Consider the following 22238-nt stretch of genomic DNA (forward strand, 5'->3'; position numbering starts at 1 on the left):
ATGCCTAAATCCTTGCTGATCATCAGCCGTCAGGCGCCGTGGTCCGGACCGAACGCACGGGAAGCGCTGGACATCGTGCTGGCCGGCGGTGCCTTCGATTTGCCGATTGGCTTGCTGTTTCTCGATGACGGGGTGTTCCAGCTCGCCGCGAAACAGGACGCCAAGGCCCTGCAACAGAAAGACCTGAGTGCCAACCTGAAAGCGTTGCCGATGTTCGGCGTTGAAGACCTGTTTGTCTGTGGCGACAGCGCTGCAGCGCGCGGTCTGGACCCGAAAGGTTTAGCGCTCGAAGACGCTCAAGTGTTGGCCGCCCTCGAAATCACTGCACTTATTGACCGCTACGACCAGGTGATCACCCTCTGATGTCGACTTTGCATGTGTTGTCTCATTCCCCGTTCAGCGACGATCGCCTGACCAGTTGCCTGCGCGTCATTGGCACGAACGATGCGCTATTGCTGACGGGCGACGCGGTATATGCCTTGCAACCGGGCACCGCGCCATTCAACGCGCTGGCCGCCCGGCGTCCGACGCTGTTCGTGCTGGCCGAAGACGCCCAGGCTCGCGCTCTGGATGTTCCTGACACGGCCAAGGCCATCGATTATCCGGCCTTCGTCGAGCTGTCGATTCACTACGACAAGGTCAACAGTTGGCTATGAATTCCCTCACGGTCGGCGCTCGCGCCATCCCGTTGGACAAGGACGGATTCCTGGTCGAACTCAGCGACTGGTCTAACGACGTGGCCACCGCCCTGGCCGCCGCCGAAGGCATCGAGTTAAGCCCCGAACACTGGGAAATCCTCGAACTGCTGCGCAGCTTCTACGCCGAATTCCAGCTGTCCCCGGCCACCCGCCCGTTGATCAAGTACACGGCAACGAAGCTGGGCCCGCTCAAAGGCAACAGCCTGCACCTGAACCGACTGTTCAAAGGCACCCCTGCCAAACTCGCCGCGAAACTGGCGGGCCTGCCCAAACCGACGAATTGTTTATGACCGACTCTCCAGCACTGACCCTCGAAACGCCCGCCGAGCACCCGTTCGCCCAGTTCGTGCGAATTCTCGGCAAAGGTAAACGCGGCGCCCGCGACCTGACCCGCGAGGAAGCCCGCGAAGCCATGGGCATGGTGCTCGACGACAAGGTCGAAGACACCCAGCTCGGCGCGTTTCTGATGCTGTTGCGGCACAAGGAAGAGAGCGCCGAGGAAATGGCCGGGTTCACCGAAGCCTTGCGTGAGCGTTTGCAGGCCCCCGCGTTAAATGTCGATCTGGACTGGCCGACGTATGCCGGCAAGAAGCGTCACTTGCCGTGGTATCTGCTGGCCGCCAAGTGCCTGGCGCAAAACGGCGTGCGGATTTTCATGCATGGCGCCGGTGCGCACACGGCGGGTCGGCTGTACAGCGAACAGCTGCTGGACGAATTGAAGATCCCGTTATGCCGTAACTGGCAGCAGGTCGGATCGGCACTCGATAACGGGGGGCTGGCGTTCATGCCGCTGGTGGATTGGGCGCCGCAACTGCAGCGCATGATCGACTTGCGCAACACCCTGGGTCTGCGTTCGCCGATTCATTCGCTGACGCGGATTCTCAATCCGTTGAACGCGCGCTGTGGCCTGCAAAGCATTTTCCACCCCGGCTACCAGGCTGTGCATCGCGATGCCAGCGGCTTGCTCGGCGACACCGCGATTGTGGTGAAAGGCGATGGTGGCGAGATCGAAATCAACCCGGACACCGACAGTCACTTGTACGGCACCACCGGCGGCGAAAGCTGGGATGAGGAATGGCCGCAGCTGTCGAGCCAGCGCCACGTCAAACCTGCCTCGCTTGAGCCTGAGCATTTGAAAGCCGTGTGGCGCGGCGACGTGGTCGACAGCTACCCGCAAATGGCGCTGATTTCGACCATCGCCCTGGCCTTGCGCGGCCTTGGCCAGACCCGTGAACAAGCCTTCGAAACCGCGCAGCAGTATTGGGATGCCCGTGACAGATCGATTTAACCGATCATAACCGCCCAACCTTTGCGCTTTTTGTTCGAACCTATGCGCATAGACTCCATTCCAACGCTTATCAGTTGAGGAGTCCTGAACATGGGTTTGTTAGTTGAAGGTCGCTGGCATGACCAGTGGTACGAAAGCAACAAGGACGGCACGTTCCAGCGCGAACAGGCGCAGCGTCGTAATTGGCTGACCGTCGACGGCAAGCCAGGCCCCAGCGGCCTCGGTGGCTTTACCGCCGAGGCCGGTCGCTATCACCTCTATGTGTCCCTCGCCTGTCCGTGGGCCCATCGCACGCTGATCCTGCGCAAACTCAAAGGCCTGGACAGCCTGATCGACGTGTCGGTGGTCAGTTGGCTGATGCTGGAAAACGGCTGGACCTTCGACCAGAACCTCGGTTCAACTGGCGACAAACTCGATCACTTCAATTTCATGCACCAGCGCTACACCGCCGACACCGTCGACTACACCGGCCGCGTCACCGTGCCTGTGCTCTGGGACAAACAGCAGAATCGCATCGTCAACAATGAATCGGCGGAGATTATCCGCATGTTCAACAGCGCGTTCGATGGCCTGACCGGCAATGACCTGGACTTCTACCCGTCCCCCCTGCGCGGTGAAATCGACGCGCTGAACGAACGGATTTATCCGGCGGTGAACAACGGTGTCTATCGCGCCGGGTTTGCGACATCGCAGACGGCTTATGAAGAGGCGTTCGATGGGTTGTTTGCGGAACTGGATCGACTGGAAGCGCTGCTCGGCGCCAATCGCTATCTGGTAGGCGAATACCTGACCGAGGCGGACATTCGGCTGTTCACTACGCTGATTCGCTTTGATGCGGTGTATCACGGGCACTTCAAATGCAACCTGCGGCGGATTGTCGATTATCCGAATCTGTCGAATTGGCTGCGGGAGATTTATCAGTGGCCGGGGATTGCCGAGACGGTGGACTTCACCCACATCAAGCATCACTACTACGGCAGCCACAAAACTATCAACCCGACCGGGATTGTGCCGAAAGGGCCGGCGCAGGACTTTACGGCACCGCATGATCGGGCGCGGCTGAGCGGGAAAGGAGTTTGGCGCAGGGCCTGAGGTTTATGTAAGTCTTGAGGGCCCCTTCGCGAGCAGGCTCGCTCCCACAGGGGATTTGTGAACGGCACAAATCAAATGTGGGAGCAAGCCTGCTCGCGAAGGCGACGACGCGGTCTTTAGACTTGCGCCTGAGCCCCTTCGAACCACGCCAGTTTCTCGCGCAACCGCACCACTTCCCCAACAATCACTAGCGTCGGCGCATGCACTTCATGCTCCGCTACCAGCCGTGGAAGATCGGCCAAGGTGCCGGTAAACACCCGCTGATTAATAGTGGTGCCCTGCTGAATCAAGGCGGCCGGGGTGTGCGCGGCGCGACCGTGTTTAATCAACTGTTCGCAAATAACCGGCAAGCCCACCAGGCCCATGTAAAACACCAGGGTTTGCGCGGGCGCGACGAGGTCTGCCCACGGCAAATCAGTGGTGCCATCCTTCAAGTGCCCGGTGATGAAACGCACGGACTGTGCGTAATCGCGATGTGTCAGCGGAATCCCGGCATACGCCGCGCAACCGCTGGCCGCCGTGATACCCGGCACGACCTGGAACGGGATGCCATGGGCCGCCAGCTCTTCGATCTCTTCACCGCCACGGCCGAAAATGAACGGATCACCGCCCTTCAACCGCACGACGCGCTTACCCTGCTTGGCCAGATCCACCAGTTGCTGGTTGATCTGGTCCTGAGGCACGGCGTGATCGGCGCGACGCTTGCCGACATAGACCCGCTCGGCATCGCGACGGCACAAATCCAGAATCGCAGGCGCCACCAAACGGTCGTATAGCACCACATCGGCCTGCTGCATCAGACGCAAAGCGCGGAAGGTCAGCAGATCCGGATCGCCCGGCCCGGCGCCCACCAAATAGACTTCGCCCGTGGAGACAGGGGCTTCGCCGTTGATTTTTGCCAACATCAAGCGCTCGGCTTCGGCGCCCTGCCCGGCCAGCTGCCGATCGGCAATCGGCCCCTGGAACACATCTTCCCAGAATGCACGACGCTGCTGCACATCCGGAAACAGGCGTTTGACCTGATTGCGAAAACGCGCCGCCAGCCCCGCCAGTTGCCCGTATGAGGAAGGAATCCAGGTTTCCAGTTTGGCCCGGATCAACCGCGCCAGCACCGGCGCATCGCCGCCACTGGAAACGGCGATAATCAGAGGCGAACGGTCGACGATCGCCGGGAAGATCACGCTGCACAGCGCAGGCGCATCCACCACGTTGACCGGCACGCAACGCCGATGAGCATCGGCGGAAACGCGAGCGTTCAACGGTTCATCGTCGGTGGCGGCAATGATCAGCCCGCAACCGTCCAGATCCGCTTCGAGGTAGCCACGCAGCAGGCACTCGCCACCGCTGCCGACAACCAACTCACGCAGTTGCGGTTCGATTTCAGGTGCGACCACCCGCAGCAGCGCACCGGCTTCGGCCAGCAGGCGGGATTTGCGCAAGGCAATCTCCCCCCCACCGACGACCAACACACGACTGCCGCGAAGATTATGAAACAGCGGCAGATAGTCCATTTAGCCGATGACCTCAAGGCCACCCATGTACGGTTTCAGCACGTCTGGAACGCGGATCGAACCGTCGGCTTGCTGGTAGTTTTCCAGCACGGCGACCAAGGTACGACCGACGGCCAGGCCGGAACCATTGAGGGTGTGAACCAGTTCTGGCTTGCCGGTTTCCGGGTTACGGAAACGCGCTTGCATACGACGGGCCTGGAAATCGCCGCAGTTGGAGCACGACGAAATCTCGCGGTACTTGTCCTGGCTCGGGATCCACACTTCCAGGTCGTACGTCTTGACCGCGCTGAAGCCCATGTCACCGGTGCACAGTGCAATCGTGCGATAAGGCAGTTCCAGCAGTTGCAGGACTTTCTCGGCGTTGGCGGTCAGGCCTTCCAGCGCCTCCATCGACGTCGATGGCTCAACGATCTGGACCATCTCGACCTTGTCGAACTGGTGCTGACGGATCATGCCACGCGTATCGCGACCCGACGCACCGGCTTCACTGCGGAAGCACGGCGTGTGAGCAACGAACTTGATCGGCAGCAGTTTCGAGTCGACGATTTCGCCGGCCACGATGTTGGTCAAGGACACTTCAGCCGTCGGAATCAGGTATAGATCGGCTTCGCCTTCGCGAGCGATCTTGAACAGGTCTTCTTCGAACTTCGGCAGCTGCCCCGTGCCTTGCAACGCCGGCGCCTGGACCAGATAAGGCGTGTAAGCCTCTTCGTAACCGTGTTCGCTGGTGTGCAGGTTGATCATGAACTGCGCCAGGGCGCGATGTAGACGAGCAATAGGCCCACGCAGCAGCGAGAAGCGTGCACCGGACAGTTTGGCGGCGGTTTCGAAGTCCAGCCAGCCGAACTTCTCGCCCAGGGCGACATGGTCCTGAACCGGGAAATCGAAGGGAGTCGGGGTGCCCCAACGGCGTACTTCGACGTTGTCTTCTTCATCTTTGCCGACCGGCACGGATTCGTGTGGCAGGTTCGGGATGCCGAGCAGGATCGAATCCAGTTCGGTCTGGATCGCGTCCAGCTCGACTTTACCGGCGCTCAATTCGTTCGCCATGCGCTCGACGTCAGCCATCAACGGCGCAATGTCTTCGCCGCGCTGCTTGGCCTGACCGATGGTTTTGGAGCGTGCATTACGTTCAGCCTGCAATGCCTCGGTGCGGGTCTGGACGGTCTTGCGCTGTTCTTCCAGCGCTTCGATGCGCGCAACATCCAGGGCAAAGCCACGGGATGCCAGGCGGTCCGCTACGTCCTGAAGGTTGCTACGCAACAGTTTGGAATCGAGCATGTCGGTCTCTCGTTATCAAAGTTTGGTCAAGGATAGGCCAGCCCAGGTGGCGAGCAGCCCGCCGAATACGCTGATGGCCAGATAACCGAAGGCTATCGGTGCCTGCCCGCTTTCCAACAGGCGCAGCGTATCCAGTGAAAAGGATGAAAAGGTCGTCAGACCGCCTACAAAGCCGACAATCAGACCGGCGCGGATTTCGATCGGCACTTCCGGGCGAGTCAAAAACAGCCCGTAGAGCAAACCGATGATCAAGCAGCCCACCAGATTGACAGCCAGCGTCGCAAAATAAAAATGCCGTGGCCAGTTGGCGCTGACCCAGTTGCTGGTGGCAAAACGCAATAATGTACCAGCGATACCGGCGACGGACACCGCAAGAATAGTTCGAATCACTATTTTCTCCGCTGACGGGGGCTTAAACGGTCAAGTTGTGCGAGGTGGTTGAGCTTCTCGCCAATCTTCAGCTCCAGGCCACGGGGCACCGGCTGATAAAACGGTTGTGGCTCGAGCTCTTCCGGGAAATAGTCTTCGCCAGCGGCATAGGCATCCGGCTCATCATGGGCATAACGGTATTCGTCGCCATACCCCAGCTGTTTCATCAGTTTGGTCGGCGCATTGCGCAGGTGCAGCGGCACTTCCAGTGAACCGTGTTCGGTGGCGCTGCGCATGGCCGCTTTGAACCCCATGTACACCGCGTTGCTTTTCGGTGCGCAAGCCAGGTAAGTAATGGCCTGGGCCACCGCCAGCTCACCTTCGGGGCTGCCGAGGCGCTCCTGCACTTCCCACGCGGCCAGGCACAGGCTCAAAGCCCGCGGGTCGGCATTGCCGATGTCTTCGCTGGCCATGCGCACCACGCGCCGGGCCAGGTACAGCGGATCGCAGCCGCCATCGATCATCCGCGCGAACCAGTACAACGCACCGTCGGGATTGGAGCCGCGCACCGATTTATGCAGCGCGGAAATCTGATCGTAGAACGCTTCTCCGCCCTTGTCGAAACGCCGGCGGGTATCACCGAGCAGGCTTTGCAGCAAATCTACGCCGATCTCGCTGTTGTCATCCGCCAGATCCGAAGCGTTTTCCAGCAGGTTGAGCAAACGCCGGCCATCGCCATCGGCGGCGGACAGCAGCATCTGGAAACCTTCATCGCTGAGGGTCAGTTGCCGCTTGCCCAAGCCGCGTTCTTCGGTCAGCGCGCGATGCACCAACTTGCGCAGCGCCGCTTCGTCGAGACTTTTGAGCACATAAACCCGGGCCCGGGAAAGCAAGGCGTTGTTCAGCTCGAACGACGGGTTTTCGGTGGTCGCGCCGATGAAAATCAGTGTGCCGTCTTCAACGTAGGGCAGGAACGCGTCTTGCTGCGACTTGTTGAAGCGATGCACTTCATCGACAAACAGGATGGTACGTTTACCGTACTGACCGGCCTGTTGCTTGGCGATTTCCACCGCCTGACGGATTTCCTTCACACCGGCCAGTACCGCCGACACCGTTTCGAAGTGCGCGTCCGAGACTTCCGCCAACAGTCGCGCCAAGGTGGTTTTACCCACGCCCGGCGGCCCCCAGAAAATCATCGAGTGCAGGGCACCTTGCTCCAGCGCTTCGCGCAAAGGCTTGCCGCGAGCGAGCAGGTGTTCCTGACCGACGTACTCGTCCAGATTGGCCGCACGCAAACGGGCGGCCAGGGGCTGAGCTATCGGGGCACTGCGAAACAGGTCCATCACAACTGTTGAAACCTCACTGGGTCTTGATGCCGATCAACACTGCGATCCTGTGGGAGCGAGCTTGCTCGCGATGGTCGCCAACGATAACGCGGCAAACCTGACACCCCGCGGCGTGCTCTGGTTTATCGCGAGCAAGCTCGCTCCTACACACAGGTTTTGCGTCTTATTCCTGGATCACGTCGGCACCCTTGGGGATGTCGAACTTGAACTTGGACGCAGGGATGGGCTCGTTGGCCTTGACCCCGGTGAACAGGATATTGGTGCGCTGACCGACGCTGTCGATCAGTTGCATGTCATTGACCAGGCCATTGCGGAACGACAGGCGCAGGCTGTCGAACAGGGTGTCCTTGGTTTTCGGCTTCAAGGTGAAGTCGATCACACCGCCCGCTTCCTTGGCGCTGATATCGAAGCTCTGGCTGATCTTGGACACGTCTCCGGACAGCAGCAGTGCCGGTGTCTGGGTCAGGCGCAGGTCAAGGTTCTTGATCGTGACCTGTTCCAGATCCGGGTCCCACAGGGTCACTTTCTTGCCGTCGGAGACCATGGTTTGTTCAGCCGGCGCATTGGTGTGCCAGTAGAACAGTCCAGGACGCTGCAGCGACATGTCGCCGGCAGTTTCCTGCAACTGAGTGCCGCTGCCATCGAGCGTCAACTGCGAGAAACGTGCAGTCAGGGTCTGGGATTTTTCCAGCAATTGGGTCAGACGCGCCACGTCCTTGTCATCGGCGTGGGCCGAGAGCGTGGTCAAAGCCAGTACCGGCAGCAACAGCATGCGGATAAGACGCATGGGAGTCCTCATAACATTCGTGGGAGAGCGGGTAGCGCATGTGCACTACCCTTTTTCAATTCAAATCAGTCGCGTACCGGGCCGGGGGCCAGGACTTCACGCGAACCGTTGGTATTCATGGACGTCACGACCCCGGCCATTTCCATGGCTTCGATCATGCGCGCGGCGCGGTTGTAGCCAATCTTCAGTTTGCGCTGAACCGCAGAGATGGATGCACGACGGCTTTCCAGAACGAACTGCACCGCTTCGTCGTACAGCGCATCGGTTTCGGCATCGTCATCACCGCCACCGCCACCATTCTCAAAGCCACTGCCCGCCTCTTCGACACCGGCGAGGATCTCGTCGTTGTATTCCGGCGCGCCGCGCAGTTTCCAGGCTTCAACCACCCGGTGAACCTCGTCATCGGACACGAAGGCACCGTGAACGCGAATCGGCAGGCTGGTGCCCGGTGGCATGTAGAGCATGTCACCGTGGCCCAGCAATTGTTCGGCGCCGCCCTGGTCGATGATGGTCCGGGAGTCGATCTTGCTCGATACCTGAAACGCCATGCGCGTCGGAATGTTCGCCTTGATCAGACCGGTGATCACGTCCACCGATGGACGCTGGGTCGCGAGGATCAAGTGGATACCGGCAGCACGGGCTTTCTGGGCGATACGGGCGATCAGTTCTTCAACCTTCTTGCCGACGATCATCATCATGTCGGCGAACTCGTCGACCACCACGACGATGGTTGGCAGCTTGGTCAGCAGCGGCGCTTCATCGTGAATGCTTTCGCGCTTGTACAACGGGTCCGTCAGTGGCGTGCCGGCGTCCTGGGCTTCCTTGACCTTGGCGTTGAAGCCCGACAGGTTACGCACGCCCATTTTCGCCATCAGCTTGTAGCGACGCTCCATCTCCGCCACGCTCCAGCGCAGGGCGTTGGCCGCGTCCTTCATGTCGGTCACGACCGGGCACAGCAAGTGCGGAATGCCTTCGTAGATCGACAGCTCAAGCATTTTCGGGTCGATCATGATCAGTTTGGCGTCTTCCGGGCCGGACTTGAACAGGATCGACAGGATCATCGCGTTCACACCTACCGACTTACCGGAACCGGTCGTACCGGCCACCAGCAGGTGAGGCATTTTCGCCAGGTCGGTGATCACCGGTTTGCCGCCGATGTCGTGGCCCAGGGCCAGGGTGACCGGAGATTTGAAGTTGTCGTACTCCGGCGTCGACAGCACTTCAGAGAAGCGCACGATCTGGCGGTCTTCGTTAGGGATTTCGATACCGACGGTGGTCTTGCCCGGAATCACTTCCACCACCCGCACGCTGGTCACGGCCAGGGAGCGCGCCAGGTCTTTCGCCAGGTTGGAAATGCGACTGACTTTGACGCCGGCCGCGGGTTGAATTTCGTATCGGGTAATCACCGGGCCCGGGTGAATCGAATCCACCGAGACTTCAACGCCGAACTCCTTGAGTTTGATTTCCAGCAAGTGGCCAACCGCAGCCAGCGACTCAGGGGAATAGTTGAGTTGTTTCTTTTCGGCCGGGTCGAGAATCGAGATCGGCGGCAAGGTACCTTCGACGGCACTGTCAACGAACAATGGCGTCTGTTTCTCTTTTTCCACGCGTTTGCTGGGAGCCGCAGGCGCAGGTGGTGCGGGCGCAATGACTGGCGGCACCTGCTTTTCGCGCTCGGACATGTGCTTGCTCAGCGCTTGCTCACGCTCGATCAGGCGCTCCTTGACCTTGGCCTGCTCACGTTTGTCGGTGACGGTCGGGGCCACCACCTCATGGACGCGGTCGTCGACTTCACGCAGCTGTGCAACAAGCTGCTTGCGCTCGACACGGGCCGCCCACCAGCGATTGGCCGCACCCTGGAACAGTTCGAACAGGTCGAGGGTGATCTTGCCGGTGACGTCCATCACCTTGAACCACGACAGGTCGGTGAACACCGTCAGGCCGAACAGGAACAGAGCGATGAACAGCAGTGTGCTGCCCTGAATATTCAGGGCGTTCTTGGCCAGGTCGCCGAGGCTTTCGCCCAGCGCGCCGCCCGCGCCGGCCGGAAGACCCGTGGCAGCATGAAAATGGATATGCGCCAGTGCTGCGCCCGATAGCACCAAAAACACCAGGCCAATCAGGCGCCAGGAGAACAGCCAGCCGCTCCACTGCCACTGCTCGTGGCGTTGACGGAAGATCTGCCAGGCCTTGATCGCCAGCAACAACGGGAAGATGTAGGCAAAGTAACCCAGCACCATGAACAAAATATCAGCGCTGTAGGAGCCGACCGGCCCGCCGAAGTTCTGCACATCGTCGATCTTGCTGTTATGGCTCCAGCCCGGATCGTCCTTGCCGTAGGTCAACAAGGCCATCATCAGGAACAGGCACAAGCCGCCGATGGCGATCAATGCACCTTCCTTGAGTCGGTAGTGCAATTGTTGACGCCAGAGCGGAACGACGACTGTTTTAGGTGCTGCGGTGGATTTCTTCAAAACGCTTCTTTTCCTGCGCCTGTGGCGCGTCCATCTGTTGAAAGACTATAAAAAACTGCCCAATCCAGGCAGGTAAAAAAGTTAACAGGCGTAACTGGGACTACTTTTAACACTGCGCCCCGGTTTTTATAAACACGGTGCGCACTGAATATTGCATAACAGGCGGCATTGTACGGGTTTGTTCGTCCGATGCCATGCTTGAAGCCTTGGGCGTAGCCTAACCAACAGCACATTACGCACAGCTCAATTTGAGCATGCATTCTCTTTTGTGACAAAGGCTTATGAGGTGTTTTTATGAGCGAAGCGAAGCATTCCCGCCTGATCATTCTGGGTTCCGGCCCTGCCGGTTACAGCGCAGCCGTGTATGCCGCCCGCGCCAACCTCAAACCGGTTGTCATCACCGGCATACAGGCAGGTGGCCAGCTCACCACCACCGTCGAAGTCGACAACTGGCCGGGCGACGTCGAAGGCCTCACCGGCCCGGTGCTGATGGAACGCATGCAAAAACACGCCGAGCGCTTTGACACAGAGATCGTTTACGACCACATCCACACCGCCAAGTTGCAACAGCGCCCTTTCGAACTTATCGGCGACAGTGGAACTTACACTTGCGATGCGCTGATCATTGCCACCGGCGCCTCGGCGCAATACCTGGGGCTGCCATCGGAAGAAACGTTTGCCGGCAAAGGGGTTTCAGCCTGCGCTACTTGCGATGGCTTCTTCTATCGCAATCAAGTGGTGGCGGTCGTCGGTGGCGGCAATACAGCGGTTGAAGAAGCCCTGTACTTATCGAATATTGCCAAGGAAGTTCACCTGATTCACCGTCGCGACAAATTGCGCTCGGAGAAAATTCTTCAGGACAAACTCTTCGAAAAATCCGCCAATGGCAATATTCGTTTGCACTGGAATCAGCATCTGGACGAAGTCCTCGGCGATGCCAGTGGCGTGACCGGCGCCCGCCTGCGAGACAGCCGCACGGGCGAAACCCGTGACTTGACGCTGGCCGGCGTGTTCATCGCCATCGGCCACAAGCCCAACACCGATCTGTTTGTCGGCCAGCTTCCCATGCGCGATGGCTACCTGCGGGTCAAAAGCGGCAACGAAGGCGATGCCACTGCCACCGAAATCCCGGGGGTGTTTGCCGCGGGGGATGTGGCCGATCACGTTTACCGCCAGGCCGTCACGTCTGCCGGTGCCGGTTGCATGGCCGCCCTGGACGCCGAAAAATACCTCGACGACATTCCAACCGTTTGAAGGCACACTTCACCGCGGGCCAATCAGCCCGCCACTGCCCTCCCCTTTCGCAAGCCCGGATACCATGCTGACTTGGTTACAACGCAACACCCTGACATTTCCACCGCTGGAAAAAGCCATGCGCGATCCCAACGGGCTCTTGGCTGCGGGTGGCGATCTATCCGCCGATCGCCTGATCCAGGCCTATCGCCACGGCTGTTTTCCATGGTTCTCGGAAGGCCAGCCGATTCTCTGGTGGTCACCGGACCCGCGCACCGTCCTGTTTCCCGACGAACTGCACGTTTCACGCAGCCTGAACAAGTTACTGCGCCAACAACGCTATCAAGTGAGCTTTGATCAGGATTTTTCCTCGGTCATCCGCGCCTGCGCCGCCCCCAGGGAGCACGCCGACGGGACCTGGATCACCGAAGCGATGCAGAACGCCTACCTTGACCTGCACAGGCGCGGCTACGCGCATTCGGTGGAGGTCTGGGACGAGGGCGAACTGGTTGGCGGCCTCTATGGCCTGGCGATGGGTCAGCTGTTTTTCGGCGAATCCATGTTCAGCCGTGCCGATAACGCCTCGAAATATGGCTTTGCCACCTTGGTCCGCCACCTGAAAGCATCGGGTTTTGTGCTAATTGACTGCCAAATGCCTACCGATCATCTGCACAGTCTCGGCGCCCGAGCGATTCCCCGCCGCACGTTTGCCAGCTACCTTGCGCAGCATCTGGACCAGCCCAACAGTGCCACCTGGGTTTGCTGAGCGACTTTTGCGCGAGTGGCTTACACTTAATTCAAAAGCTTATCCCGAGGGTTGATCATGACCGAGTTGGCGCGTTTGAAGTTCTATGCCACTCAGCCCCACTCTTGCAGTTATCTGCCCGAGGAGCAGGCCACCACCCTGTTCCTCGACCCTAGCCAGCCCATGGATGTGCATGTCTATGCAGACCTGTCCGAAATGGGTTTTCGTCGCAGTGGCGATCATCTTTACCGGCCTCATTGCCAAAATTGCAATGCATGCGTCCCGGCACGTATCCCTGTGGCGCAATTTCAACCCAACCGCCAGCAGAAGCGTATTTTCAAACGCAATGCCGACTTACAGGTACGCCCGGCCAAACCGCAGTACAGCGAAGAATATTTCGACCTGTATCAGCGCTACATCGAACAGCGCCACGCCGATGGCGATATGTACCCGCCCAGCCGCGATCAGTTTTCGACGTTCCTGGTACGTGACCTGCCATTTTCCCGTTTCTACGAGTTCCGCCTCGAAGGCCGGTTGCTGGCTGTTGCCGTCACTGACCTGCTGCCCAACGGCCTGTCGGCGGTTTATACCTTCTACGAACCTGCCGAAGAACGCCGCAGCCTGGGACGTTACGCGATTCTCTGGCAAATCGCCGAGGCCCAACGGCTGGAGCTGGAAGCGGTCTACCTGGGCTACTGGATCAAAAACTGCAAAAAGATGAGCTACAAGACTCAATATCGCCCTATCGAACTGCTGATTAATCAACGCTGGGTCATCCTGAACTAGAGCAAGCCCTAAACCCCTTGGCTTAAACCCCATTTTTCGGGCACAATGCACGCCGCTTTTGCCTGGCGCAGTTGCACCGGGCCACTCATTGGACACCGAGGGCTTTACTGCATGTCGAAAGAAGACAGCTTCGAAATGGAAGGCACTGTCGTCGACACCCTGCCCAACACCATGTTTCGTGTGGAGTTGGAAAATGGGCACGTCGTAACCGCGCATATTTCCGGCAAGATGCGCAAGAATTACATCCGTATTCTTACCGGTGACAAAGTGCGCGTCGAGCTGACGCCCTATGACTTGAGCAAAGGGCGCATTACTTACCGCGCTCGCTAAGGTAGGAGCGAGCTTGCTCGCGAAAAACCTGAGGGCACCGCGTCAAGTCAGACTCTCCGCATCAACGTTGACGACCATCGCGAGCAAGCTTGCTCCTACAGACATAGGGCCTGCTCGCTGATCAAGTCAATACAAAACGCCCGGCTTTTTGCCGGGCGTTTTTGTGTGTGCGATTCAGCTCCAAACCACTGTAGGAGCGAGCTTGCTCGCGAAAAATTCGGGGACGCCGCGTCAAGTCAGACTCCCTCGCATCATCGTTAACGACCATCGTCGGAGCGCCGCCCGGAGCAAGCTCGCTCCTACAGGTTTATACGCAAGGCAATCAAAATTCGGTAGACAGCAAAAAGGCGCCTTTCGGCGCCTTTCGCTTTACAGCAACAACCCTCAGGCCATTTCAGCCGTGGTCTCGAACTCAAAGGTCAACTCACCATCCTTGAGATCGATATGCACCACACCACCATGGTCAGCCAGTTCGCCAAAGAGAATCTCCTCCGCCAGCGGACGCTTGATCTTGTCCTGAATCAAACGCGCCATCGGCCGAGCCCCCATTGCCGTGTCATAGCCAGTCGCGGCCAGCCAGCTGCGCGCAGCGTCTGTCACTTCCAGCTGCACGCGCTTGTCTTCCAGCTGCGCCTGAAGCTCGGTAAGGAACTTGTCCACCACGCTTTTGATGACCTCATGACTGAGGCGACCAAACTGGATAATGGTGTCCAGACGGTTGCGGAACTCCGGCGTGAAGCTCTTCTTGATCACTTCCATCGCATCGGACGAGTGGTCCTGATGGGTGAAACCGATCGAAGCACGCGCGGCCGTTTCGGCACCGGCGTTGGTCGTCATGATGACGATCACGTTTCGGAAATCCGCCTTGCGCCCGTTGTTATCGGTCAGCGTACCGTGGTCCATGACCTGCAGCAGCAGGTTGAAGACTTCCGGATGCGCCTTCTCGATCTCATCGAGCAGCAGCACGCAATGAGGCTGCTTGGTGATGGCTTCCGTCAGCAGACCGCCCTGATCGAACCCGACATAGCCTGGAGGCGCACCAATCAGACGCGATACGGTGTGGCGCTCCATGTACTCGGACATGTCGAAGCGAACCAGCTCGATCCCCAACGCCTTGGCCAACTGACGCGCCGCTTCGGTTTTACCGACACCGGTCGGCCCTGCGAACAGGAACGAACCGACAGGCTTGTCAGGGGACTTGAGGCCGGCACGGGACAGTTTGATCGCGGTCGACAACGAGTCGATCGCCGCATCCTGACCGAATACCGTCAGCTTCAGGTCACGCTCAAGGTTACGCAGCAGTTCTTTGTCGGAACTGGTGACGTGCTTTGGCGGAATCCGCGCGATTTTCGCAACGATGTCCTCGACCTGAGGCACTTCGATGCGTTTCACACGCTTCTCGATCGGTTGCAGGCGCTGGTAGGCACCGGCCTCGTCAATCACGTCGATAGCTTTGTCCGGCATATGCCGGTCATTGATATAACGCGAGGCCAGTTCGGCAGCGGCACGCAACGCTTCATCGCTGTATTCGATGTTGTGGTGCGCTTCGAAACGACCCTTCAGGCCGCGCAGGATGCCGATCGTGTCTTCCACCGACGGCTCCGACACATCGACCTTCTGGAAGCGCCGAGCCAAAGCACGGTCTTTCTCGAAGATCCCGCGGAATTCCTGGAACGTGGTGGAACCGATGCACCGGATATCACCCGACGACAGCAGCGGTTTCAGCAGGTTCGAGGCATCCATGACGCCACCCGACGCAGCACCCGCACCGATAATGGTGTGGATTTCGTCGATGAACAGGATGGCCTGCGGACGTTTTTTCAGTTCATTGAGTAACGCCTTGAAGCGTTTCTCGAAATCGCCACGGTATTTGGTCCCAGCCAGCAAGGCGCCCAGATCGAGGGAATACACCACGCTGTTGGCCAGCAGGTCTGGCACCTGGTTGTCGACAATTCGTTTGGCCAGGCCTTCGGCAATTGCGGTTTTACCCACGCCTGCCTCGCCCACTAGCAGCGGATTGTTTTTGCGACGACGTGCGAGGATCTGCGCGACACGTTCAACTTCGAGTTCACGGCCTACTAACGGATCGATTCGACCCTGGCGCGCGAGTTCGTTAAGGTTGCTGGCATAAGCATCCAGTGGATTGCCTGAGGAAGAAGACTCACCGCCCTCGTCGTCCTGCATGTCTTGCTCACCTTCAGAGTGATCGCCATGCCCCGGCACTTTGGAAATACCGTGAGCGATGTAGTTGACGACATCGATGCGCGCAACGCTCTGCTGTTTCAGCAGGAACACCGCCTGACTCTCTTGCTCACTGAAGATCGCAACCAGCACGTTGGCGCCAGTCACTTCGCGTTTACCCGAGCTCTGTACGTGAAAGACAGCACGCTGCAGAACACGCTGGAAGCCCAGGGTTGGTTGGGTCTCGCGATCCTCATCATGGATGGGGATCAACGGCGTGGTGGAGTCGATGAACTCCTGCAGATCATGCTTGAGTTTGTCGAGGTTTGCGCCGCAGGCACGCAATACGGTGGCGGCAGCCTCATTGTCCAATAGGGCCAGCAAAAGGTGTTCGACGGTCATGAACTCATGACGCTTCGAACGAGCCTCCTTGAAGGCAAGATTGAGGGTGACTTCGAGCTCGCGGTTTAACATAGCTTCACCTCATACCCAAGTGGTCGGCGATTAACCGTCCTTCTCGATTTCACAGAGTAGCGGATGCTGGCTTTCCCTGGCGTACTGGTTGACCTGCATGGCCTTGGTCTCGGCGATGTCGCGGGTAAACACTCCACATACTGCCCGTCCTTCTGTGTGGACGGCCAGCATGACCTTGGTCGCCAGCTCGCGATTCAGGTTAAAAAACACCTCGAGCACTTCGACGACGAAATCCATCGGTGTGTAGTCATCATTGAACAAAACCACCTTGTACATCGGCGGCGCCTGTAACGCAGGCTTAGCCTCTTGAACAGCAATGCCTGCGGAATCGTCGTCGTGTGAATCAGGGCGATCCTGATTGAATGTTAGTCGAATCTGGCTGATTGCATGCATGGAAAGAAAGGTTCGTCAGTTGTGCGAATACAGTAGTGGGGACGTCTATGAACGATTTCAACTCCGACTGCCTGGTCACCTTGACTATCGGCAAAACGGTGTTACAACCAATAGAGCCCACAGTGGGTAAAAAAGGTCCGCGGAGTCAACCTTATTTATGATAAGTGACTGCGGATAAACTGGATGATACTCCAGTGATGGAGTCTGTTGCAGAGGGATATGGGTATGTCAGGTGTCAAGGTGAGCGGCAAGGTCAAATGGTTTAACAACGCCAAGGGTTATGGATTCATCAACGAGGATGGCAAGAGCGAAGACTTGTTCGCCCACTACTCGGCCATCCAGATGGACGGTTATAAAACCCTGAAGGCCGGGCAGGCCGTCGTCTTTGAGATCATTCAAGGACCAAAAGGCTTGCACGCCGTCAACATCGACTCACCTCAGGACACTCCAAAGGCGCCCGTACCCGCCGGGCAACAAACCGTTACAGCTTAAGCTCGCTGCAATCTCCCGGTCATAAAAAAACCGCCTGACTCATTGATGAGCCAGGCGGTTTTTTTTACGACTGCATTGCGCTTACATGTGCGAAATCAGCGCATCACCAAACGCCGAAGACGACAGCAGTTTCGCCCCATCCATCAGACGTTCGAAGTCATAGGTCACGGTTTTGGCCGAAATCGCGCCGTTGGTGCCCTTGATGATCAGATCGGCCGCTTCGGTCCAGCCCATGTGACGCAGCATCATCTCTGCGGACAGGATCAGCGAGCCCGGGTTGACCTGGTCCTTGCCGGCATATTTCGGCGCGGTACCGTGGGTCGCCTCGAACATGGCAATGGTGTCGGACAGGTTGGCACCCGGCGCGATACCGATACCGCCCACTTCGGCCGCAAGGGCGTCGGAGAGGTAGTCGCCATTCAGGTTCAGGGTCGCAATGACATCGTATTCGGCCGGACGCAGCAGGATCTGCTGCAGCATGGCGTCGGCGATAGCGTCCTTGACGATGACGTTCTTGCCGGTTTTCGGATTCTTGAACTGCATCCACGGACCGCCATCGAGCAGGGTCGCGCCGAATTCCTCAGCGGCCACTTCGTAGGCCCATTCCTTGAAGGCACCTTCGGTGAACTTCATGATGTTGCCTTTGTGCACGATGGTCAGCGAGTCGCGGTCGTTGTCGACCACATACTGCAGTGCCTTGCGTGCCAGACGCTTGGTGCCTTGCAGCGAAACCGGCTTGATGCCGATACCGCAATTTTCGTCGAAACGGATCTTGGTGACGCCCATTTCATCTTTAAGGAACTTGATGACCTTGGTCGCTTCCGGCGAACCGGCCTTCCATTCGATACCGGCATAAATGTCTTCCGAGTTTTCGCGGAAGATCGTCATGTCGACGTCGCCTGGCTTCTTGACCGGGCTTGGCACGCCTTCGAACCAGCGCACCGGGCGCAGGCAGACATAAAGGTCGAGTTGCTGACGCAGGGCCACGTTGAGGGAACGGATGCCGCCACCGACCGGCGTGGTCAGAGGGCCCTTGATGGAAACCACGTAATCCTTGACTGCGTCCAGGGTTTCCTGAGGTAGCCAGGTGTCCTGATCGTAAACCTGAGTCGCTTTCTCCCCGGCGTAGACTTCCATCCAGGAAATTTTGCGCTCGCCGCCGTAAGCCTTCTTAACAGCAGCATCGACAACCTTGATCATGACCGGGCTGATATCAACGCCAATACCATCGCCTTCGATGAAGGGAATGATCGGGTTGTTAGGAACATTGAGAGAATGGTCCGCGTTGACGGTGATTTTTTCGCCGACGGCTGGAACCTGAATCTTCTTGTATCCCATGCTGAACTCCATTGTTTGGATTGAACATCTGGCTTCGTTCGAGCGTACCCCAGTTAAATCGACACGCAAACCCTCTGTTCCATCCATCTGCCGCGAAGCTGCGCAGTTCGCGACGTACAAGCCTGAAAGCAAAGGGAAAAGCGCCAAACTCAAGCACGGTGCAAGACTCTACGCCCCACGCTCTCCTGCGACCTTTAGACCAATGGACGATATTCGTTGCGTATGAACCATCGGCAGATTGCCAGCTACCTATGTATAATGCGGCCCGCTGACCGCAGAGTCACGACGGCCGCCTTCTCTATGACGAGATTCCTAGCCCGAAAAAGCAGGACTGTTACCGCAGTCCACCCGCTTGACGCTCGACTGATGCACCCAACATCACCGCGCACAAATCTCGACATTCGGCTCATGGATGACTTTGAACGAACGCGCGCTTACCCGGCGCCCCCTCGAGTTTCTGCGCACTCTTTAGCAAAGAAGAGAGAGTTAATCCGAATATGCCCACCCGCTCGAAGATCATCTATACCTTCACCGACGAAGCCCCAGCCCTCGCCACCTATTCACTGTTGCCTATCGTAGAGGCATTCACCGCCTCGGCTGATATCGCCGTGGAAACCCGCGATATCTCCCTTGCAGGGCGCATCCTGGCCAGCTTCCCCGAGCAATTGGGCGACAAAGCCGTAGCCGACCACCTCGCCGAACTGGGCGCCCTGGCCGTTACGCCTGAAGCCAACATCATCAAGCTGCCGAACATCAGCGCCTCGGTTCCACAACTGCAGGCCGCGATCAAAGAACTGCAGGCCCAGGGTTTCGCCATTCCGGACTACCCGGAAACCGTTACCAGCGATGCCGACAAGCTCGCCAAGTCGCGTTACGACAAAATCAAGGGCAGCGCCGTAAACCCGGTTCTGCGCGAAGGCAACTCTGATCGTCGCGCACCGCTGTCGGTCAAGAACTACGCGCGCAAGCACCCGCACAAAATGGGCGCCTGGGCTGCGGACTCCAAGTCCCACGTCGCGCACATGAGCACCGGCGATTTCTACGGCAGCGAGAAAGCCGCCCTGATCGACGCCGCTGACGCGGTCAAAATCGAGCTGATCGCTCAAGACGGCACCACCACCGTCCTGAAAGAAAAAACCACCGTGCAAGCTGGTGAGATCCTCGATTGCGCGGTCATGAGCAAAAACGCTCTGCGCAGCTTCATCGCAGCCGAGATCGAAGACGCCAAAGCCAAAGGCGTGCTGCTGTCGGTTCACCTGAAAGCCACCATGATGAAGGTCTCCGACCCGATCATGTTCGGCCAGATCGTCGCCGAGTTCTATAAAGACGCACTGACCAAACACGCTGACGTGCTGGCACAGATCGGCTTCAACCTGAACAACGGCATCGGCGACCTGTACGCTCGCATCAAAGCCCTGCCGGCTGAGCAGCAAGCGCAGATCGAAGCGGACATCCAGGCGGTCTACGCCGTTCGTCCGTCGTTGGCCATGGTCAACTCCGACAAAGGCATCACCAACCTGCACGTGCCGAGCGACGTCATCGTCGACGCCTCGATGCCCGCCATGATCCGTGACTCCGGCAAGATGTGGGGCACCGACGGCCAGCTGCACGACACCAAGGCGGTGATCCCGGATCGCTGCTACGCGACCATCTACCAGGCGGTGATTGAAGACTGCAAGCTGCACGGTGCTTTCAATCCGACCACCATGGGCAGCGTGCCAAACGTTGGCCTGATGGCGAAAAAAGCCGAAGAGTACGGCTCGCACGACAAGACCTTCCAGATCAAGGCCAATGGCGTCGTTCGGGTTTCCGACAGCGCTGGTCGTACCTTGCTGGAGCAATCGGTTGAAGCCGGCGACATCTTCCGCATGTGCCAGACCAAAGACGCGCCGATCCAGGATTGGGTCAAACTGGCCGTCAACCGTGCTCGCGCCAGCAGCACGCCAGCGATTTTCTGGCTGGACCCAATGCGCGCCCACGACGGCGTCGTGATCGAGAAAGTTCAGGCTTACCTGAAGGATCACGACACGTCGGGCCTGGACATCCGCATCATGTCGCCCGTCGACGCGATGGCTTTCACCCTGGGCCGTACCCGCTCCGGCCTCGACACCATTTCGGTGACCGGCAACGTACTGCGCGACTACCTGACCGACCTGTTCCCGATCATGGAACTGGGCACCAGCGCCAAGATGCTGTCGATTGTTCCGCTGATGAATGGCGGTGGCCTGTTCGAAACCGGTGCTGGCGGTTCGGCTCCGAAGCACGTTCAGCAGCTGCTGGAAGAGAACTTCCTGCGCTGGGATTCCCTGGGTGAGTTCCTGGCCCTGGCCGCTTCCCTTGAGCACTTGGGTGTGACTTACAACAACCCCAAGGCGCTGGTGCTGGCCAAGACCCTGGATCAGGCCACCGGCCAGTTCCTGGACAACAACAAGTCGCCATCGCGCAAAGTCGGCAACATCGACAACCGCGGCAGCCACTTCTACCTGGCGCTGTACTGGGCTCAAGCCCTGGCCGCCCAGACTGAAGACGCTGCACTGCAGGCGCAGTTCGGCCAGCTGGCCAAAACCCTGACCGAGAACGAAGCGACCATCGTTGCCGAGCTCAATGCCGTTCAGGGCAAGCCGGTGGACATCGGCGGTTACTACCACGCCAATGCCGATCTGATCAGCAAGGCCATGCGCCCAAGCAACACTTTCAACGCCGCGATCGCTGCGCTGGTTTAAGGTTGTAAGGATGCAAAGAAGCCCCGGCCCAGTGCCGGGGTTTCTGTTTCTGGCACACATTTCAATGTCAACACCGGACGAATGTGGGAGCGAGCTCGCTCGCGATATCGGTTTATCATCCAACATTGATATTGGCTGACCCACCGCTATCGCGAGCAAGCTCGCTCCCACAGGGGTCGGCGCCCCACTTTAGATTTTCCGCAAACCTGAAACCGAGGAAGCTTCATGGATTGGCTACCCCACATCACCGTCGCCACTATCGTCGAAGACAATGGCCGTTTCCTGATGGTCGAAGAACTCAAGGGCGGACGAGCGGTACTCAACCAGCCGGCCGGCCACCTCGACCCGAACGAAACCCTGATTGACGCCGCCGTGCGCGAAACCCTTGAAGAAACCGGCTGGGACGTCGAGCCGACAGGTGTCGTGGGCATTTACCTTTACACCGCCCCGAGCAACGGCGTGACTTACCAACGCGTCTGCTTTATCGCAAAACCGTTGAAACACCACCCCGACTATCAGCTGGACGACGGCATCGTCGGCGCAAAATGGCTGACGCGTGACGAACTGCTGGCACAGCGCGCAAACTGGCGCAGTGAGCTGATCATCCGCTGTATCGATGATTATCTGGACGGCCAACACTTCGGTCTCGAACTGATCCGCCCTTCTCTTTAGCCTTGCGGGCTTCGGCCTGTTAGAA

21 protein-coding genes are annotated in these 22238 nt (G+C 58.7%); 12 read left to right on the forward strand and 9 right to left on the reverse strand.

Annotation, left to right across the window (positions count from 1 at the left end):
* From tusC to AC1MDT_RS11395, 5 genes are all read left to right on the forward strand, one after another.
* A complete protein-coding gene (gene tusC / locus AC1MDT_RS11375; RefSeq protein ID WP_480422113.1) occupies nucleotides 1-363 on the forward strand; it encodes a sulfurtransferase complex subunit TusC in 363 nt (120 codons plus the stop codon).
* Nucleotides 363-656 (forward strand): sulfurtransferase complex subunit TusB, encoded by a 294-nt coding sequence (gene tusB, locus AC1MDT_RS11380; RefSeq protein WP_480422114.1) that lies wholly within the window; start codon nucleotides 363-365, stop codon nucleotides 654-656. The genes tusC and tusB overlap by 1 nt, the downstream gene beginning before the upstream one ends.
* Entirely contained in the window at nucleotides 653-988 is a 336-nt protein-coding gene (locus AC1MDT_RS11385) for a TusE/DsrC/DsvC family sulfur relay protein (RefSeq protein ID WP_201111723.1), read from the forward strand. The genes tusB and AC1MDT_RS11385 overlap by 4 nt, the downstream gene beginning before the upstream one ends.
* Nucleotides 985-1986, forward strand: coding sequence for a glycosyl transferase family protein (locus AC1MDT_RS11390; RefSeq protein WP_480422115.1), 1002 nt, complete (start codon nucleotides 985-987; stop codon nucleotides 1984-1986). The genes AC1MDT_RS11385 and AC1MDT_RS11390 overlap by 4 nt, the downstream gene beginning before the upstream one ends.
* Before the next feature lie 90 nt (nucleotides 1987-2076).
* Nucleotides 2077-3078 (forward strand): glutathione S-transferase family protein, encoded by a 1002-nt coding sequence (locus AC1MDT_RS11395; protein WP_480422116.1) that lies wholly within the window; start codon nucleotides 2077-2079, stop codon nucleotides 3076-3078.
* A gap of 116 nt (nucleotides 3079-3194) precedes the next feature.
* Here AC1MDT_RS11395 and cysG read toward each other — a convergent pair whose 3' ends face one another.
* The 6 genes from cysG to AC1MDT_RS11425 form a co-directional block, all read right to left on the reverse strand.
* Nucleotides 3195-4589 (reverse strand): siroheme synthase CysG, encoded by a 1395-nt coding sequence (cysG, locus tag AC1MDT_RS11400; protein WP_480422117.1) that lies wholly within the window; start codon nucleotides 4587-4589, stop codon nucleotides 3195-3197.
* Nucleotides 4590-5870 (reverse strand): serine--tRNA ligase, encoded by a 1281-nt coding sequence (serS, locus tag AC1MDT_RS11405; RefSeq protein WP_480422118.1) that lies wholly within the window; start codon nucleotides 5868-5870, stop codon nucleotides 4590-4592.
* 15 nt (nucleotides 5871-5885) lie between these two features.
* A complete protein-coding gene (crcB, locus tag AC1MDT_RS11410) occupies nucleotides 5886-6260 on the reverse strand; it encodes a fluoride efflux transporter CrcB (RefSeq protein ID WP_480422119.1) in 375 nt (124 codons plus the stop codon).
* Nucleotides 6260-7582, reverse strand: a complete 1323-nt coding sequence (locus tag AC1MDT_RS11415; protein ID WP_480422120.1) for a replication-associated recombination protein A — start codon at nucleotides 7580-7582, stop codon at nucleotides 6260-6262. The genes crcB and AC1MDT_RS11415 overlap by 1 nt, the downstream gene beginning before the upstream one ends.
* A gap of 166 nt (nucleotides 7583-7748) precedes the next feature.
* Nucleotides 7749-8372: an outer membrane lipoprotein periplasmic chaperone LolA gene (gene lolA, locus AC1MDT_RS11420; RefSeq protein ID WP_480422121.1), complete on the reverse strand. Its 624-nt coding sequence runs from the start codon at nucleotides 8370-8372 to the stop codon at nucleotides 7749-7751.
* A gap of 65 nt (nucleotides 8373-8437) precedes the next feature.
* Nucleotides 8438-10846, reverse strand: coding sequence for a DNA translocase FtsK (locus AC1MDT_RS11425; protein ID WP_480422122.1), 2409 nt, complete (start codon nucleotides 10844-10846; stop codon nucleotides 8438-8440).
* 294 nt (nucleotides 10847-11140) lie between these two features.
* On the opposite strand from AC1MDT_RS11425, the gene trxB reads away from it, so the two are divergent.
* From trxB to infA, 4 genes are all read left to right on the forward strand, one after another.
* Nucleotides 11141-12100: a thioredoxin-disulfide reductase gene (gene trxB / locus AC1MDT_RS11430; protein ID WP_480422123.1), complete on the forward strand. Its 960-nt coding sequence runs from the start codon at nucleotides 11141-11143 to the stop codon at nucleotides 12098-12100.
* A gap of 64 nt (nucleotides 12101-12164) precedes the next feature.
* The gene (gene aat, locus AC1MDT_RS11435; protein ID WP_480422124.1) at nucleotides 12165-12845 is read left to right on the forward strand and encodes a leucyl/phenylalanyl-tRNA--protein transferase; all 681 of its coding nucleotides are present in this window, start codon (nucleotides 12165-12167) and stop codon (nucleotides 12843-12845) included.
* A gap of 57 nt (nucleotides 12846-12902) precedes the next feature.
* The gene (locus AC1MDT_RS11440; RefSeq protein WP_480422125.1) at nucleotides 12903-13610 is read left to right on the forward strand and encodes an arginyltransferase; all 708 of its coding nucleotides are present in this window, start codon (nucleotides 12903-12905) and stop codon (nucleotides 13608-13610) included.
* Between the two features lie 111 nt (nucleotides 13611-13721).
* On the forward strand, nucleotides 13722-13940 hold the full coding sequence (gene infA / locus AC1MDT_RS11445) for a translation initiation factor IF-1 (protein WP_002553999.1): 219 nt from the start codon (nucleotides 13722-13724) through the stop codon (nucleotides 13938-13940).
* 384 nt (nucleotides 13941-14324) lie between these two features.
* On the opposite strand, the gene clpA is transcribed toward infA, so the two are convergent.
* The gene (gene clpA, locus AC1MDT_RS11450) at nucleotides 14325-16595 is read right to left on the reverse strand and encodes an ATP-dependent Clp protease ATP-binding subunit ClpA (protein WP_480422126.1); all 2271 of its coding nucleotides are present in this window, start codon (nucleotides 16593-16595) and stop codon (nucleotides 14325-14327) included.
* A 30-nt stretch (nucleotides 16596-16625) separates the two neighbouring features.
* The gene (gene clpS, locus AC1MDT_RS11455; protein WP_046032480.1) at nucleotides 16626-16988 is read right to left on the reverse strand and encodes an ATP-dependent Clp protease adapter ClpS; all 363 of its coding nucleotides are present in this window, start codon (nucleotides 16986-16988) and stop codon (nucleotides 16626-16628) included.
* 225 nt (nucleotides 16989-17213) lie between these two features.
* Here clpS and cspD point away from each other — a divergent pair, with 225 nt between their 5' ends.
* Nucleotides 17214-17480 carry a cold shock domain-containing protein CspD gene (cspD, locus tag AC1MDT_RS11460; RefSeq protein WP_480422127.1) on the forward strand — a complete coding sequence of 89 codons (267 nt, stop codon included), beginning with the start codon at nucleotides 17214-17216 and terminating at the stop codon, nucleotides 17478-17480.
* Nucleotides 17481-17561: 81 nt separating this feature from the next.
* Here the strand turns inward: cspD and icd are convergent, their stop codons facing one another.
* Entirely contained in the window at nucleotides 17562-18818 is a 1257-nt protein-coding gene (icd, locus tag AC1MDT_RS11465; RefSeq protein WP_480422128.1) for an NADP-dependent isocitrate dehydrogenase, read from the reverse strand.
* Nucleotides 18819-19315: 497 nt separating this feature from the next.
* On the opposite strand from icd, the gene AC1MDT_RS11470 reads away from it, so the two are divergent.
* Together AC1MDT_RS11470 and AC1MDT_RS11475 are read left to right on the forward strand one after the other, a co-directional pair.
* Nucleotides 19316-21541 carry an NADP-dependent isocitrate dehydrogenase gene (locus AC1MDT_RS11470; protein ID WP_480422129.1) on the forward strand — a complete coding sequence of 742 codons (2226 nt, stop codon included), beginning with the start codon at nucleotides 19316-19318 and terminating at the stop codon, nucleotides 21539-21541.
* A gap of 225 nt (nucleotides 21542-21766) precedes the next feature.
* Entirely contained in the window at nucleotides 21767-22213 is a 447-nt protein-coding gene (locus tag AC1MDT_RS11475) for an NUDIX hydrolase (RefSeq protein ID WP_480422130.1), read from the forward strand.
* Nucleotides 22214-22238 lie beyond the last annotated feature (25 nt).

Source organism: Pseudomonas sp. ASL7 (genome assembly GCF_056680375.1).